At 70.6% G+C, this 14,281-nt stretch carries 14 protein-coding genes; 3 read left to right on the top strand and 11 right to left on the bottom strand.

Annotated features, from left to right (window positions below; translation table 11 throughout):
* Positions 1 to 647 precede the first annotated feature (647 nt).
* Entirely contained in the window at positions 648 to 1,691 is a 1,044-nt protein-coding gene (trpS, locus tag GRC12_RS32120) for a tryptophan--tRNA ligase (protein ID WP_208783057.1), read from the top strand.
* A 36-nt stretch (positions 1,692 to 1,727) separates the two neighbouring features.
* Here trpS and proC read toward each other — a convergent pair whose 3' ends face one another.
* The 7 genes from proC to GRC12_RS32085 form a co-directional block, all read right to left on the bottom strand.
* Positions 1,728 to 2,540 carry a pyrroline-5-carboxylate reductase gene (proC, locus tag GRC12_RS32115; protein WP_208783056.1) on the bottom strand — a complete coding sequence of 271 codons (813 nt, stop codon included), beginning with the start codon at positions 2,538 to 2,540 and terminating at the stop codon, positions 1,728 to 1,730.
* An 85-nt stretch (positions 2,541 to 2,625) separates the two neighbouring features.
* Positions 2,626 to 3,417: an ABC transporter permease gene (locus tag GRC12_RS32110; RefSeq protein ID WP_208783055.1), complete on the bottom strand. Its 792-nt coding sequence runs from the start codon at positions 3,415 to 3,417 to the stop codon at positions 2,626 to 2,628.
* Positions 3,414 to 4,211 (bottom strand): ABC transporter ATP-binding protein, encoded by a 798-nt coding sequence (locus GRC12_RS32105; RefSeq protein WP_208783054.1) that lies wholly within the window; start codon positions 4,209 to 4,211, stop codon positions 3,414 to 3,416. Before GRC12_RS32105 ends, GRC12_RS32110 begins: the two co-directional genes overlap by 4 nt.
* 109 nt (positions 4,212 to 4,320) lie before the next feature.
* Positions 4,321 to 5,094, bottom strand: a complete 774-nt coding sequence (locus GRC12_RS32100; RefSeq protein ID WP_208783053.1) for a class I SAM-dependent methyltransferase — start codon at positions 5,092 to 5,094, stop codon at positions 4,321 to 4,323.
* 81 nt (positions 5,095 to 5,175) lie between these two features.
* Positions 5,176 to 5,679, bottom strand: coding sequence for an EamA/RhaT family transporter (locus GRC12_RS32095; protein WP_208783052.1), 504 nt, complete (start codon positions 5,677 to 5,679; stop codon positions 5,176 to 5,178).
* Positions 5,680 to 5,731: 52 nt separating this feature from the next.
* On the bottom strand, positions 5,732 to 6,076 hold the full coding sequence (locus GRC12_RS32090; protein ID WP_208783051.1) for an SH3 domain-containing protein: 345 nt from the start codon (positions 6,074 to 6,076) through the stop codon (positions 5,732 to 5,734).
* A 24-nt stretch (positions 6,077 to 6,100) separates the two neighbouring features.
* A complete protein-coding gene (locus tag GRC12_RS32085; RefSeq protein WP_208783050.1) occupies positions 6,101 to 6,427 on the bottom strand; it encodes an SH3 domain-containing protein in 327 nt (108 codons plus the stop codon).
* A gap of 182 nt (positions 6,428 to 6,609) precedes the next feature.
* On the opposite strand from GRC12_RS32085, the gene GRC12_RS32080 reads away from it, so the two are divergent.
* Positions 6,610 to 8,712: a serine/threonine-protein kinase gene (locus GRC12_RS32080; RefSeq protein ID WP_208783049.1), complete on the top strand. Its 2,103-nt coding sequence runs from the start codon at positions 6,610 to 6,612 to the stop codon at positions 8,710 to 8,712.
* Between the two features lie 82 nt (positions 8,713 to 8,794).
* Here GRC12_RS32080 and ilvD read toward each other — a convergent pair whose 3' ends face one another.
* From ilvD to GRC12_RS32060, 4 genes are all read right to left on the bottom strand, one after another.
* Positions 8,795 to 10,648: a dihydroxy-acid dehydratase gene (gene ilvD / locus GRC12_RS32075; protein ID WP_208783048.1), complete on the bottom strand. Its 1,854-nt coding sequence runs from the start codon at positions 10,646 to 10,648 to the stop codon at positions 8,795 to 8,797.
* 121 nt (positions 10,649 to 10,769) lie between these two features.
* Entirely contained in the window at positions 10,770 to 11,375 is a 606-nt protein-coding gene (locus GRC12_RS32070; protein ID WP_208783047.1) for a TetR/AcrR family transcriptional regulator, read from the bottom strand.
* Positions 11,372 to 12,196 (bottom strand): sugar phosphate isomerase/epimerase family protein, encoded by an 825-nt coding sequence (locus GRC12_RS32065; protein ID WP_208783046.1) that lies wholly within the window; start codon positions 12,194 to 12,196, stop codon positions 11,372 to 11,374. The genes GRC12_RS32070 and GRC12_RS32065 overlap by 4 nt, the downstream gene beginning before the upstream one ends.
* Before the next feature lie 148 nt (positions 12,197 to 12,344).
* Positions 12,345 to 13,277: a Ppx/GppA phosphatase family protein gene (locus tag GRC12_RS32060; RefSeq protein WP_208783045.1), complete on the bottom strand. Its 933-nt coding sequence runs from the start codon at positions 13,275 to 13,277 to the stop codon at positions 12,345 to 12,347.
* Positions 13,278 to 13,348: 71 nt separating this feature from the next.
* Between GRC12_RS32060 and GRC12_RS32055 the strand changes: the two genes are divergently transcribed.
* Positions 13,349 to 14,197, top strand: coding sequence for a hypothetical protein (locus GRC12_RS32055; RefSeq protein WP_208783044.1), 849 nt, complete (start codon positions 13,349 to 13,351; stop codon positions 14,195 to 14,197).
* The last annotated feature ends 84 nt before the right edge of the window (positions 14,198 to 14,281 follow it).

The following is a 14,281-nucleotide window of genomic DNA, read 5'->3' as shown; positions in this document are numbered from 1 at the left end:
AAACCGGCCGGGAACGGGGTATCAACATATCTGGCGTTGATTTTTGGCACGCTGTTGAGTTCTCAAGGAACGGACGCTTCCTTCGTACTCACCCTTCCGGGCTTTCCTCCGGGCGCTTCCCTTCGGTCTTGCGTCTCCGACTCTATCAGACCCTTTCGGTGTCTGATTCCCCGTCAGAGGGGGTTGTCTTCCCGGCCGTTGGGCCGTTCCGACGAGTGAGACTTTAGCGGATTCCCGGCCCCCGCGCTAATCGGGGGCTCACGTCCATTCGAACGCGGATTCCTCATTTCGCAAATACGCATGCCAATAAAACGACGGCGGCCTGTTCGACGGCAGTCGACTAGTGGTTGGTACCTGCGGAATGGCTGTCCGGGGACCGACCGGAGTCGGCTCTCACGTCGGACAACTCGAAGTACCTTACGGATCTCTCCTGGGTGTGTCAACTCGCTGCCGGTCCGCACCTCGGAGGCGTAGGCTGGCTGTCATGACAACGCGTACGTGTACCCATCAGTGGTGGGCCGCCTGACGGCGGCCGAACTCGCGTATGCACTCAACGGCCGCCGCTTCGGCGGCCGTTCTCGTATCTCCTCCGGATCTCCGAGGGGCGGCCGACCGGGACGGCGGGCCGCGACGGAGAAGGAGTGGAGATGGCACGGGTCTTCAGCGGTATCCAGCCGACCGGACACCTGACCCTGGGGAACTATCTGGGAGCCATGCGGCGGTGGGCCGCGGCGGACCAGCATCAGGCCGACGCGCTGTTCTGTGTCGTCGATCTGCACGCGCTGACCGTGGAGCACGATCCGGCGCGGGTGCGCAGACTGAGTCAGCAGGCGGCGACGCTGCTGCTGGCGTCGGGCCTGGATCCCGAGTTGTGCACCCTCTTCGTACAGAGCCATGTGGACGAGCACGCGCGGCTGTCGTACTTGCTGGAGTGTGTGGCGACGGACGGCGAGATGCGGCGCATGATCCAGTACAAGGAGAAGGCCGCGAAGGAGTCCGCCCGGGGCAGGAGTGTCCGGCTGTCGCTGCTGACGTATCCGGTGCTGATGGCGGCGGACATCCTGGCGTACGGCACGGACGAGGTGCCGGTCGGCGAGGACCAGAAGCAGCATGTGGAGTTGGCGCGGGATGTGGCCGTGCGGTTCAACCAGCGCTACGGCCACACGTTCACGGTTCCGCGGGCGACTGTGCCGGCGGTCGGCGCGCGGGTGATGAACCTGCAGGAGCCGACGCGGAAGATGGGGAAGTCCGACGAGTCGGGCCTGGGTGTCGTCTATCTGCTCGACGAACCCGACGTGGTGCGCAAGAAGGTCATGCGGGCCGTGACCGACAGCGGGCGGGAGGTCGTCTACGACCGGGAGGAGCGGCCCGGCCTGGCGAATCTGCTGGAGATCCTGGCCGCCTGCACAGGTGGGAACCCGGAGGACCTGAGCGGTGTATATGAGTCGTACGGGTCCTTGAAGCAGGACACCGCGGAGGCCGTGGTCGAGGTCTTGAGGCCCGTGCAGGAGAGGCACCGGGCGCTGTGCGCCGATCCTGGCTATGTGGAGGGGGTGTTGCGGGATGGTGCGGAGAAGGCACGGGCGATGGCCCGGCCGACCGTGGATGCCGCGTATCGGGCGATCGGCTTGCTGCCGGCCGTTTCGGATACCGGCGCCGCTGCCGACGTGGTGCTGAACACCGCAGGATAGGCGCGCGGGCCGACGCCGGTGTCTCCGTGCGGTCGGTCAGTCCTTCTTGCCGGAGGCCAGTTCGCGGCTGCGGTCGCGGGCGGCTTCCAGGGCGGCGATGAGGGCGGCCCGTACGCCGTGGTTCTCGAGTTCGCGGATGGCGTTGATGGTGGTGCCCGCCGGGGACGTGACGTTCTCGCGGAGCTTGACCGGGTGTTCGCCGCTGTCGCGGAGCATGGTGGCGGCGCCGATCGCGGACTGGACGATCAGGTCGTGGGCCTTGTCGCGGGGCAGGCCGAGCAGGATGCCGGCGTCGGTCATGGCCTCGACCAGATAGAAGAAGTAGGCCGGGCCGGAGCCGGAGAGGGCGGTGCAGGCGTCCTGCTGGGACTCGGGGACGCGCAGTGTCTTGCCGACGGAGCCGAAGATCTCCTCGGCGTGGGCGAGGTGGTCGGCGGTGGCGTGGGTGCCGGCGGAGATGACGGACATCGCCTCGTCGACGAGGGCGGGGGTGTTCGTCATGACACGGACGACGGGGATGCCTGCGGCCAGGCGCTCCTCGAAGAAGGAGGTGGGGATGCCCGCGGCGCCGCTGATGACCAGGCGGTCGGCGGGGAGATGCGGGGCGAGTTCGTCGAGGAGGGTGCCCATGTCCTGCGGCTTGACGGTGAGGATCAGGGTGTCGGCGGTCTTGGCGGCTTCCGGGTTGCTGACCGGGGTGACTCCGTAGCGGGTGCGGAGTTCCTCGGCGCGTTCCTGGCGGCGTGCGGTGACCAGGAGGTCGGCGGGGGCCCAGCCGCCGCGGATCATTCCGCTGAGCAGGGCTTCGCCGATCTTGCCGGTGCCGAGGACTGCGACTTTCTGGGTCATGGCGCGGATGCCTCCGGGGGTTTGCGTCGTCCGGGTTCATCCTCGCACCGGGGGTGGTCGTGCGGCTCGGTTGTCCGGTGGGTGGTCACGCGGTGCGGCGGCGCAGGGTGGCAGCTCCGAGGCCGAGCACCAGCAGCGCGCAGCCGGCCACGATGAGGACGTCGCGTACGAAGGTGGCGGTCATGTCGGTGTGTTTGAGGACCTCATTCATGCCGTCGACGGCGTAGGACATGGGCAGGACGTCGGAGATGGCCTCCAGGACGGGGTGCATGTCGGAGCGGGGGGTGAACAGGCCGCAGAGGAGGAGCTGGGGGAAGATCACGGCCGGCATGAACTGGACGGCCTGGAACTCGGAGGCCGCGAAGGCGGAGACGAAGAGGCCGAGGGCGGTGCCGAGCAGGGCGTCGAGGAGGGCGACCAGGAGCAGGAGCCAGGGGCTGCCGGTGACGTCCAGGCCGAGGGCCCAGAGCGCGAGGGCGGTGGCGAGGACGGACTGGATGATCGCGATGGTGCCGAAGGCGAGGGCGTAGCCGGCGATCAGGTCGCCCTTGCCGAGGGGCATGGCGAGGAGACGTTCGAGGGTGCCGGAGGTGCGTTCGCGGAGGGTGGCGATCGAGGTCACCAGGAACATGGTGATCAGCGGGAAGATGCCGAGGAGTGAGGCGCCGATGTTGTCGAAGGTGTGCGGGCTTCCGTCGAAGACGTAGCGCAGCAGGACCAGCATCACGCAGGGGACGAGGAGCATCAGCGCGATGGTGCGCGGGTCGTGGCGCAGTTGGCGCAGGACGCGGGCGGCCGTGGCGGTGGTGCGGGAGAGGTTCAGGGCGCGGGGTGCGGCGGGGTCGGCCGTCGTGGTCGGCGCGGTCGCGGTGCTCATCGGGTGGTCTCCTTCTCGCGGGCGGCCGCTGTGGCCTCGTCGACCAAGTGCAGGAAGGCTGCTTCGACGGTGTCGGCGCCGGTGCGGGTGCGCAGGGCGTCGGGGCTGTCGTCGGCGAGGATCTCGCCCTCGCGCATCAGCAGCAGGCGGTGGCAGCGTTCGGCCTCGTCCATGACGTGGGAGGAGATGAGGAGGGTGGCGCCGCGGTCGGCGGCGAGGGAGTGGAAGAGGTTCCACAGGTCGCGGCGGAGTACCGGGTCGAGTCCGACGGTCGGCTCGTCCAGGACGAGGAGTTCCGGTGTGCCCAGCAGGGCCACCGCCAGCGAGACGCGGCTGCGCTGGCCGCCGGAGAGGTTGCCGGCGAGGGCGTCGGCGTGGCTGGTGAGGTCGACGTCGGCGAGGACGCGGTCGACGTCCTGGCGGCGGTCGGTCGAGCTGCGGTTCGGGGTGAGGATCGAGGTGAAGTAGTCGAGGTTCTGGCGGACGGTGAGGTCGTCGTAGACGGAGGGGGCTTGGGTGACGTAGCCGATGCGGGTGCGCAGGGTGGGGTGGCCGGCGGGGCGGCCCAGGACCTCGAGGGTGCCGGTGACCTTGGCCTGGGTGCCGACGATCGAGCGGATCAGGGTCGACTTGCCGCAGCCGGAGGGCCCGAGCAGGCCGGTGATCTGGCCGCGCGGGACGGTGAAGCCGAGGCCGCGCAGGACGGTGCGGGGGCCGCGGACGACGGTGAGGTCGTCGGCGCGGACGGCGGGATCGCCCGGGGGGTCGCTGCGCACGGACGCGTAATTCATCATGCGATGAATAATCCTCGCGGGCGGCCGGAGGCGTCAAGTGCCGAAGGGGGTGGGCATCGCTTGCGCGCGCTTGACGCGTCGCTGGGAGGCCGGCCGCCGCGAGGGAGCCTCAGGGTGTGGCGACAATCAGCAGGACGTCGTAGACCTCCTCGACCGTGCCGTCGGGAAAGATCCGCAGCAGGTGCTCGCGCTCCTCGGCGAGGAAGGCGTTGGTCGTCTCCTTGTCCTGGACGAGGAAGATCGAGTGGCTGCCGATGTTGGCGAGATGGGTGTCGAGGGGGATCCTGCGGCTCCAGCGCACGACGCGATGCGCGTGGGGTGGGACGTCCTCGACCCCCTTGAAGGCACCCTCCGTGCGGGTGGCGGCGGCGCCCTGCTTGTTGCCGTGGTGGCCGCGGAAGTGGTGCCGTATGCGCTCGGACTGCTCGGTGATCCAGGGGACGTCGGTGGGGTCCCGGTTCCACCAGAGGGCGAGCGCCCCGCCGGGCCGCAGCACGCGCCGGGCCTCCGGCACCGAGCGCGCCGGGTCGGTCCAGTGCCAGGCCTGGGCGTAGGTGAGGAAGTCGACCGAGTGGTCGGCGAGCGGGAGGGCGTTGCCGTCACCGCGGACGAGGGGGACGTCGGGGAGGGTGCGGCGGAACTGGGCCGCCATGCCGTCGCCGGGTTCCACCGCGAGCACCTCGGCTCCGCGTGCGTGCAGCAGGGCGGTGGCGATACCGGTACCGGCCCCGACGTCCGCGACCCGGGCTCCGGCCAGGGGGCGGCCGGCGAGTTCCTCGACGGCGTCGAAGAGGGACGGGGGGTAGGCGGGGCGGTTCGCCGCGTACTGGGCGGCGGCCGCGTTGAAGGAATGGGCCCTGGTGGCGTCCGGATGCAGCGTCATACGGCCATGGTGGCCCGCGTTGGTTGGCCCGGGCAGCGAATTTGTGGTGAGCGGGAGGCGTGCGGTGCGCCCCGCTCACCCCTACGAACGGCGGCGCTTCTTGGAGGGGTTGCCCGTGCGGCGGACGGTGCGCTTCTCGTGCTGCTCGAGGGCGGCTTCGTACTCGTCGCGGTGAAGTGTCTCGCCGGGGGCCTCGGTGAGGGAGCGGAGGAAGTAGGCGAGGAGGGAGCCGACGAAGCCGATGGCGAGCAGGCCGCGCAGGGAGGCCTGACGGTCGGGGTCGGGGTGCCGGTTGAAGGAGTCCCAGGTGTGCCGGAAGGCCAGCGCGCTGCAGACGGCGAACATGACGACGACCAGCGCGGTGACGAAGGCGCCGCTGTCGGCGATCTGGAGCCCTTGGTAGGCGAAGTCGAGGACGAGGCAGGCGGCCACGGCGGCGGCGAGGGAGCCGGTGGCTGCGCCGATGCGGCGGAGGGCGTAGCCGTTGTCGTGGTTCACCCAGGTCGTGCCGAAGAAGCGGATCGGTTCTGGGCGGGGACCGGTGGAGCCCGCCGGGGCCGCCGGGGTGCCGTTTTCGTCGCTCACGTGACGATTATGGCTCCGGGGCCGGGGCGGGCTCCCTCCGGGACCGGACGGGTCAGCCGCAGCGGGAGGCGACGTAGCCGTCGCTGCCGGTGTTGACGTAGGCGTCGGAGACGTATTCGCCGCTGTCGATGTTGTCCCAGATGTTCGAGGTGCCGTAATAGCCGGACACCGTCGTGCCCGGGGACTGGCAGAAGATCGGGACCCGTGTGTCGGAGGGCAGGACACGCACGATGGTGAAGTTCGTGCCGGGCCCGCTGCGAACGTTCAGCCGGATCCCGGGTGCGGTCGGATAGGTCTGTACGGTCACCGCGTTCGCCGTGGCCGCCGAGCCCAGGACCATGAGCAGGGCTCCGGCGGCACCGCCGAGCAGTAAGGATCTACGTCTCCGAGAGGTCATTCAGAGTCCTTCGCATAGGGAATGTCAGCCGCAGCGGGAGGCCACGTAGCCGTCGCTGCCTGTGAGGACGTAGGCGTCCGAGACGAACTCGCCGTCGTCGATGTTGTCCCAGATGTTCGAGGTGCCGTACGGACCGGTCACGCTCGTGCCCGGTGTCTGGCAGAAGATGGGGACCTGCGCGCCTTCGGGCAGGACACGGACGATGCCGTACTGAGTCCCCGGGCCGCGACGGACGTTGAGACGGACGCCGGGTGCCACCGGGTAGTAGTGCAGGGTCGCGCTCGCGGCGGCCGTAGTCGCGACGGCCTCGCCCTTGTTGCTCTCGGCCTCGCCGAGCTGGTCGACAGACATGGAAAACCTCCCCCGTTGAGCCCCATGCATGCCATGGGGTCCCGTTGATTCCCCGAAAACGCGCCATGAAACACATGTACGCAACTCGCTCACGAACGCCAGCAAGCCGCCTCGGTCTCGTACGCGTCATCGACTAGGCTCCGTGCGTCGCGCGCGCGGACGAACAGCACGGGGGTGGTCCCATGGCGCCTGAGCGCAACACCGGAGCGGGCGCGGAAGCGGAACTTCCCGCCTACGCCGGTCACTACCGCTTGGAGTCCTGCCTCGGTTCCGGCGGCATGGGAGTCGTGCATCTGGCCCGCAGCACCTCCGGGATGAAGCTCGCGGTGAAGGTCGTACACGCGGAGTTCGCCAAGGACCCCGAGTTCAGGGGGCGTTTCCGGCAGGAGGTCGCTGCGGCGCGACGGGTGAGCGGCGCCTTCACCGCGTCCGTGGTGGACGCCGATCCGGAGGCCGAACGGCCTTGGATGGCCACGCTGTTCATTCCGGGACCCACGCTTTCCGATCATGTGAAACGGAATGGACCGATGGCCCCGGCCCAGTTGCGCCGACTGATGGCCGGGCTCGCCGAGGCGCTGCGCGACATCCACCGGGTCGGGGTCGTGCACCGGGACCTGAAGCCGAGCAACGTGCTGCTCGCCGAGGACGGTCCGAAGGTCATCGACTTCGGCATCTCTCGGCCAAAGGACAGCGAACTGCGCACCGAGACAGGGAAGTTGATCGGTACGCCGCCCTTCATGGCACCCGAGCAGTTCCGGCGGCCACGGGAGGTCGGGCCCGCCGCCGACGTCTTCGCGCTCGGTTCCGTACTGGTGCACGCGGCCACGGGGCGCGGCCCGTTCGACTCCGACAGCCCGTACGTGGTCGCCTACCAGGTCGTGCACGACGAGCCGGATCTGACCGGCGTACCGGAGGACCTGGCGGAGCTGGTGTCGCGCTGCCTGGCCAAGGAGCCGGAAAGCCGCCCCACACCCGACGAGTTGATGCGGGAGCTCCGGTCGGTCGCGGCCTCGTACGACACCCAGGCGTTCATACCGGCGCAGCGGTCCGGCGACGAGCCACCACCGCCGGTCCCACCGCGCGTCGAGGAGCCGGCACAACCGCCCGCGCGGCCCGGCCGGCGCCGGAGAGTGCTGCTCGCCGCCGGGGCGCTCGTCCTCGTCGCGAGTGGCGTGCTCACCTCCGTCCAGCTGTTCGGTGACAAGCCCACCGCTTCGCACGGCACAGCGCGCCCGACCGCCCCCGCGACGTACCGTGCCTGGGCTGCGGATCCGGTGTCGGGGAGCGGTGCGGTGCGGTGCTCGTACGGAGCGGGGAAGCTGCTCTGCGCGCGGCCCGGCGTCGTGTTCGCCCTCGACCCGTCCGACGGCGGTCTCCTGTGGCGGCACGGCGCCGGCACGACACGCTGGAGCACTCCTCCGGTCCTGTCGGGTGGTCTCGTGCAGCCGCTTCCCGACCATGGCAGGCACCTTGAAGCCCTGGATCCCGCTTCGGGCAAGGTCCGTTGGGAGCGGGACGTCCGCGCGTACACCCTGGCGCAGCCGGTCGGCGGCATGATCCTGCTGACGCACGCGGACGGCACCGTCAGCGGCGTGGACGGCGCGTCGGGCGAGACGAAGTGGTCCCGGCCCATCGCGGACGACCATGCGTCGGCCTTCAGCTCCTTCGCCGGCGACCCGCTGGCATACCTGTTCAGCGTCTCCGCCCAGGGGACGAGCACTCATGTCACCGCCGTGGATCCCACCACCGGTGACGTCCGTTGGGACGCCCATCTGAAGGGCTCCCTGGAACCGGTCGGAACCTCCGGCGGCTCGGTCTTCTTCCTGGCCGCCGACCCCGTCTACGGCGACACACAGGCGGTGGTCCGCTACAACCCCCGATCCGGGGCGACGCGCAGGGTCGCCCTGCCCGTCCGCCGTCAGAGTGCCCACGCCGGCGTGCGCGGCGGCGTCGTCTACCTGCTGGCCGCCGGCGGTTCGCTGGCGGCCGTCGACACGCACTCCGGCAAGCAGTTGTGGACCATCGAGACCTCGGTGAGCCGGGGCTCCGCTCCCGTCTCCGACGGCCGTTACGTGTATGTCAGCGCCGCCGATGGACGCCTGCTCGCGGTGGACGCCCGCAAGGGGACACTCGCCGGGCAGACCCCGGCGCGGCTCGGCGCGAGCACGGCCCAAGTGGTGACCGCCGCCCTCCCCACCCCCGTCCTGACCCACAACCACGTCTACGCCACCGCCCCCGACGGCACCGTCTTCGCTGTGGATGCGCGGGATCCGTCGGGATGGTGAGGCGGCGGGGGGCGTCGTGGGACGTGGAAGGGGCCGCCCCCGGCAGGGACGGCCCCGACAGCTTCCGTTACGGCGGCGCGGCTCAGCCCAGCTTTGAGACGTCCCGCACCGCGCCCTTGTCCGCGCTCGTCGCCATCGCCGCGTAGGCCCGCAGGGCCGCCGAGACCTTGCGTTCGCGGGACTTGGGGGCGTAGACGCCGCCGAGGGCCTGCTCGCGGCGGGTGAGTTCCTCCGGGGAGACGAGGAGTTCGATCGTGCGGTTCGGGATGTCGATGCGGATGCGGTCGCCGTCCTCGACGAGGGCGATCGTGCCGCCGGACGCCGCCTCGGGCGAGGCGTGGCCGATGGACAGGCCCGACGTGCCGCCGGAGAAGCGGCCGTCGGTGATCAGGGCGCAGGTCTTGCCGAGGCCGCGGCCCTTCAGGAAGGACGTCGGGTAGAGCATCTCCTGCATGCCGGGGCCGCCCTTGGGGCCCTCGTAGCGGATGACGACCACGTCGCCGTCCGTGACCTGCTTGTTGAGGATCTTCTCGACGGCCTCTTCCTGCGACTCGCAGACGACCGCCGGGCCCTCGAAGGTCCAGATGGACTCGTCGACGCCGGCCGTCTTCACCACGCAGCCGTCGACCGCGAGGTTGCCCTTGAGGACCGCGAGGCCGCCGTCCTTGGAGTACGCGTGCTCGACGGAGCGGATGCAGCCGTCCACCGCGTCCTCGTCCAGGGCCTCCCAGCGCTCGGACTGGGAGAAGGCCTCGGCGGAGCGGACGCAGCCGGGGGCCGCGTGCCACAGTTCGACCGCCTCGGGCGACGGGGAGCCGCCGCGCACGTCCCAGGTCTTCAGCCAGTCGGCCAGCGACGGGCTGTGGACGGAGTGGACGTCCTCGTTCAGGAGGCCGCCGCGGTGCAGCTCGCCGAGCAGGGCGGGGATGCCGCCCGCGCGGTGCACGTCCTCCATGTAGTACGTGCGGGTCTTCGCGACGTTCGGGGCGACCTTGGCGAGGCAGGGCACCCGGCGCGAGACCGCGTCGATCTCGTTCAGGCCGAAGGGGACGCCCGCCTCCTGGGCCGCGGCCAGCAGGTGCAGGATCGTGTTGGTCGAGCCGCCCATCGCGATGTCCAGCGCCATCGCGTTCTCGAAGGCCGCGAAGGTGGCGACGGAGCGCGGCAGGACCGTGTCGTCGTCCTGCTCGTAGTAGCGGCGGGTGATGTCCATGACCGTCCGCGCGGCGTTGACGTACAACTGCTTGCGGGCGGTGTGGGTGGCCAGGACCGAGCCGTTGCCGGGGAGGGAGAGGCCGATGGCCTCCGTCAGGCAGTTCATCGAGTTGGCGGTGAACATGCCGGAACAGGAGCCGCAGGTCGGACAGGCGTTCTCCTCGATGCGGAGGATGTCCTCGTCCGAGATCTTGTCGTTGACGGCGTCGGAGATCGCGTCGACGAGGTCGAGCGTGCGGACCGTGCCGTCGACCAGCGTGGCGCGGCCGGCCTCCATCGGGCCGCCGGAGACGAACACCGTCGGGATGTTCAGGCGCAGGGCCGCCATCAGCATGCCCGGCGTGATCTTGTCGCAGTTGGAGATGCAGACCAGGGCGTCGGCGCAGTGCGCCTCGACCATGTACTCGACCGAGTCCGCGATCAGGTCGCGGGAGGGCAGGGAGTACAGCATGCCGCCGTGGCCCATCGCGATGCCGTCGTCCACGGCGATCGTGTTGAACTCGCGCGGGATGCCGCCCGCCTCGGTGATCGCCTCGCTGACGATCCGGCCGACCGGCGCCAGGTGCGTGTGGCCCGGCACGAACTCGGTGAAGGAGTTGGCGACCGCGATGATCGGCTTGCGGCCGATGTCCGCACCCGGTACACCGGAGGCGCGCATAAGGGCGCGGGCGCCCGCCATGTTGCGGCCGTGGGTGACTGTGCGGGACCTCAGCTCGGGCATCGTCGCTCGCTCCTTCAGACAGGTAGGGCTGCTACCGAGACTACGCCCGTCATCCAGGGGTCGGGACGCGGTGTCCGGAATGCGGGACGACCGTCTCGGCGGCCCGCACCGGGTCGTACCGTCAGCTCCCGGTCAGATGGCCCTGCACCACCGGCGCCACTCGCGCGATCACCTGCTCCATGTCCGCCGAGGCCAGCGGCTCCAGCTTGATCACGTACCGCATCATCGCGCAGCCCACCAGCTGAGCGGCCGCCAGTTCGGCGCGCAGCTCGGCGTCCGGCGCGTCCAGCTGGGCGGCGACGCGGCGCAGCAGCTGGGAGGCGACCAGGCGGCGGAAGACGGCGGCGGCGGTCTCGTTGTTGACGGCGGAGCGCAGGATCGCCAGCAGGGGCGTGCGGGTCGTCGGGTTCTCCCATACGCCGAAGATGAAGCGGGTCAGGCGCTCCCCGACGCCGTCGAGGGGGCCGTCGGCCAGCGCCTCGGGGGCGTGCAGCGCGGGGGCGAAGGCAACCTCGATCGCCGCCGCGAAGACTTGTTCCTTGGTGCCGAAGTAGTGGTGCACCAGCGCGGAGTCCACACCGGCCGCCTTCGCGATCCCCCGCACGGACGTCTTGTCGTACCCGCGTTCGGAGAACTCCTCGCGGGCCACGGTCAGGATCCGGTCCCGGGTGTCGGCGGATTCGGTACGGGGGCGACGTCCCCGGCGCCGGGAGGCGGTGTCGGTCACGGCCGGGGCACCTTCACCGCCGACGCGAGGTGCAGCCGGGTGAAGGCCAGCGCCTCCGCGAGGTCGGCCTCGCGTTCGGCGCCTGACATGGCGCGCCGGGTGTTGACCTCGATGACGACATGGCCGTCGAAGCCGGTCAGGGCGAGGCGTTCCAGCAGCTCGGCGCAGGGCTGGGAGCCGCGGCCGGGTACCAGGTGCTCGTCCTTCGCCGACCCCTTGCCGTCGGCCAGGTGGACATGGCCCAGGCGGTCGCCCATGCGGTCGACCATGTGCATGGCGTCGGAGCGGGCCGTGGCGCTGTGACTGAGGTCGATCGTGAAGTGGCGGTAGTCCTCCTTCGTCACGTCCCAGTCGGGTGCGTACGCGAGCATCTCGCGGTCGCGGTAACGCCAGGGGTACATGTTCTCGACGGCGAACCGCACGTCCGTCTCGTTCGCCATGCGCCAGATCCCGGTGACGAAGTCCCGCGCGTACTGGCGCTGCCAGCGGAACGGCGGGTGCACGACGACGGTGCTCGCGCCGAGCTTCTCGGCCGCCGCGCGGGCGCGCTGCAGCTTGACCCAGGGGTCGGTCGACCACACGCGCGGGGTGATGAGCAGACAGGGGGCGTGGACGGCCAGGATCGGGATGCGGTGGTAGTCGCTGAGTCTGCGCAGCGCCTCGATGTCCTGGCTGACCGGGTCGGTCCACACCATGACCTCGACTCCGTCGTACCCGAGGCGCGCGGCGATCTCGAAGGCCGTCGCCGTGGACTCCGGGTACACCGAGGCCGTGGACAGCGCGACCTTCGCATCCGGGATGCACACGACTGGCTCCGCCATGCGGACAGGGTACGGGGTGCGGGGGGTTGGGGGCCGGGTGCCTCTTCGCCGTTGTGGTGTTTGCCACGGGCGGGTGCGGGTGATTTGTGGTTGCTCGCGCCCGCGACGGAGTCGCCAATGTCACAGCACCGCACCCCTTTGGGGCGCGCTACGCCGCCCCCATGTGGTCGAGGCGGCGGAGGATGACGCCCTCGCGGAGGGCCCAGGGGCAGATCTCCAGGCTGTCGACACCGAAGAGATCCATGGCGCCCTCTGCCACCAGGGCGCCGGCGAGGAGCTGGCCCGCGCGGCCCTCCGAGACGCCCGGGAGGTCGGCGCGCTGGGCCTCGGTCATACCGGCCAGCCTCGGCACCCACGCCTCAAGGGACTCGCGCTTCAGCTCTCGCTGGACGTACAGGCCCTCGGTCGACCGGGCCGCGCCTGCGATGCGGGCCAGTTGCTTGAAGGTCTTGGACGTGGCGACCACGTGGTCGGGGGCGCCGAAGCGGCTGAACTCGCCCACCGTGCGGGCTATCTGGGCGCGGACATGGCGGCGCAGGGAGCGTATGGACTCCGCGTCCGGGGGGTCGCCGGGGAGCCAGCCCGCGGTCAGGCGGCCCGCGCCGAGGGGGAGGGAGACGGCGGCGTCGGGTTCCTCGTCGATGCCGTAGGCGATCTCCAGGGAGCCGCCGCCGATGTCCAGGACGAGCAGCTTGCCCGCGGACCAGCCGAACCAGCGGCGGGCCGCGAGGAAGGTGAGCCGGGCCTCCTCCTCGCCGGTGAGGACCTGCAGCTCGACGCCGGTCTCGGCCTGCACGCGCGCGAGGACGTCATCGGCGTTGCTGGCCTCGCGCACGGCGGAGGTGGCGAAGGGCAGGAAGTTCTCCACGCCCTTGTCCTCGGCGGCCTGCAGACAGCCCTGGACGACGTCGATCAGTTTCTCGACGCCCGCGGGGCCGATCGCGCCGCTGTCGTCGAGGAGTTGGGCGAGGCGCAGTTCCGCCTTGTGCGAGTGCGCGGGCAGCGGGCATGCGCCGGGGTGCGCATCCACCACCAGCAGATGCACCGTGTTCGATCCCACGTCGAGGACACCGAGTCTCATGTACGGAACGCTACTGCCACCTGGGCGGTCCTCCGTATTCCATGGGGCTGCGGGGGCCGTACGCTGGTCCTGTGCCAAAGACGAAAAGGGCGAAGGACGACAAGTCCGCCAAGGGTTCATCACCGGTGAAGCCGGCGAAGAGGTCGAAGCTGCCGAAGCAGCCCCGGGAGGCCGACGAGAAGGGCCTCGACTTCCCGCGCGCGTGGGTGGAGTTCCCTGATCCGGCGGACGACGAGCAGGTCTTCCGGTGCGATCTGACATGGCTGACCTCCCGCTGGAACTGCGTCTTCGGCAGCGGCTGCCAGGGCATCCAGGCCGGCCGCGCGGACGACGGGTGCTGCACGTTGGGTGCCCACTTCTCCGACGAGGACGACGAGAAGCGCGTCGCCCAGCATGTGGCGAGGCTCACCCCGGACATCTGGCAGCACCACGACGAGGGGCTGCGGGGCGGCTGGGTCTCCGAGGACGAGGACGGCGACCGGCAGACCCGCCCCTTCCAGGGCTCCTGCATCTTCCAGAACCGCCCCGGGTTCGCGGGCGGCGCGGGCTGCTCGCTGCACATCCTGGCCCTGCGGGAGGGCCGCGAGCCGCTCGAGACGAAGCCGGACGTGTGCTGGCAGCTGCCGATCCGGCGGACCTACGACTGGATCGACCGGCCCGACGACACGCGGGTGCTGCAGGTGTCGATCGGCGAGTACGACCGCCGGGGCTGGGGTCCGGGCGGGCATGACCTGCACTGGTGGTGCACGTCGGCGACCTCGGCGCACGGCGCGGGCGAGCCCGTGTACGTGTCGTACCGGGCGGAGCTGACCGAGCTGATGGGCAAGGCCGGCTACGACCGTCTCGTGGAGCTGTGCGAGCAGCGGCTGGCCTCGCAGCTGCCGTTGCTCGCACCCCATCCCGCCGATCCCGTCGCCTGAGACGCGCGCCCTAGGACACGGCCGGGCTCGGCGTGCCGCTGTCGGGCGGTGGCGTCGAGCCGCCCGGGTCGGACGGGGTGGAGC

Source organism: Streptomyces griseorubiginosus (assembly GCF_017614965.1).
GTDB lineage: Bacteria > Actinomycetota > Actinomycetes > Streptomycetales > Streptomycetaceae > Streptomyces > Streptomyces griseorubiginosus_B.
The sequence above is the reverse complement of the archived record's forward strand: the minus strand, read 5'-3'. Positions and strand labels throughout refer to the sequence as shown.

What these genes read in the sequence shown, in the direction of transcription:
- GRC12_RS32100 (WP_208783053.1), bottom strand. Translation starts at nt 5,094, where the DNA reads ATGACGCTGCATCCGGACGCCACCAGGGCCCATTCCTTCAACGCGGCC.
- ilvD (WP_208783048.1), bottom strand. Translation starts at nt 10,648, where the DNA reads ATGCCCGAGCTGAGGTCCCGCACAGTCACCCACGGCCGCAACATGGCG.
- trpS (WP_208783057.1), top strand. Translation starts at nt 648, where the DNA reads ATGGCACGGGTCTTCAGCGGTATCCAGCCGACCGGACACCTGACCCTG.
- GRC12_RS32060 (WP_208783045.1), bottom strand. Translation starts at nt 13,277, where the DNA reads ATGAGACTCGGTGTCCTCGACGTGGGATCGAACACGGTGCATCTGCTG.
- GRC12_RS32085 (WP_208783050.1), bottom strand. Translation starts at nt 6,427, where the DNA reads ATGTCTGTCGACCAGCTCGGCGAGGCCGAGAGCAACAAGGGCGAGGCC.
- proC (WP_208783056.1), bottom strand. Translation starts at nt 2,540, where the DNA reads ATGACCCAGAAAGTCGCAGTCCTCGGCACCGGCAAGATCGGCGAAGCC.
- GRC12_RS32080 (WP_208783049.1), top strand. Translation starts at nt 6,610, where the DNA reads ATGGCGCCTGAGCGCAACACCGGAGCGGGCGCGGAAGCGGAACTTCCC.
- GRC12_RS32110 (WP_208783055.1), bottom strand. Translation starts at nt 3,417, where the DNA reads ATGAGCACCGCGACCGCGCCGACCACGACGGCCGACCCCGCCGCACCC.
- GRC12_RS32105 (WP_208783054.1), bottom strand. Translation starts at nt 4,211, where the DNA reads ATGATGAATTACGCGTCCGTGCGCAGCGACCCCCCGGGCGATCCCGCC.
- GRC12_RS32065 (WP_208783046.1), bottom strand. Translation starts at nt 12,196, where the DNA reads ATGGCGGAGCCAGTCGTGTGCATCCCGGATGCGAAGGTCGCGCTGTCC.
- GRC12_RS32090 (WP_208783051.1), bottom strand. Translation starts at nt 6,076, where the DNA reads ATGACCTCTCGGAGACGTAGATCCTTACTGCTCGGCGGTGCCGCCGGA.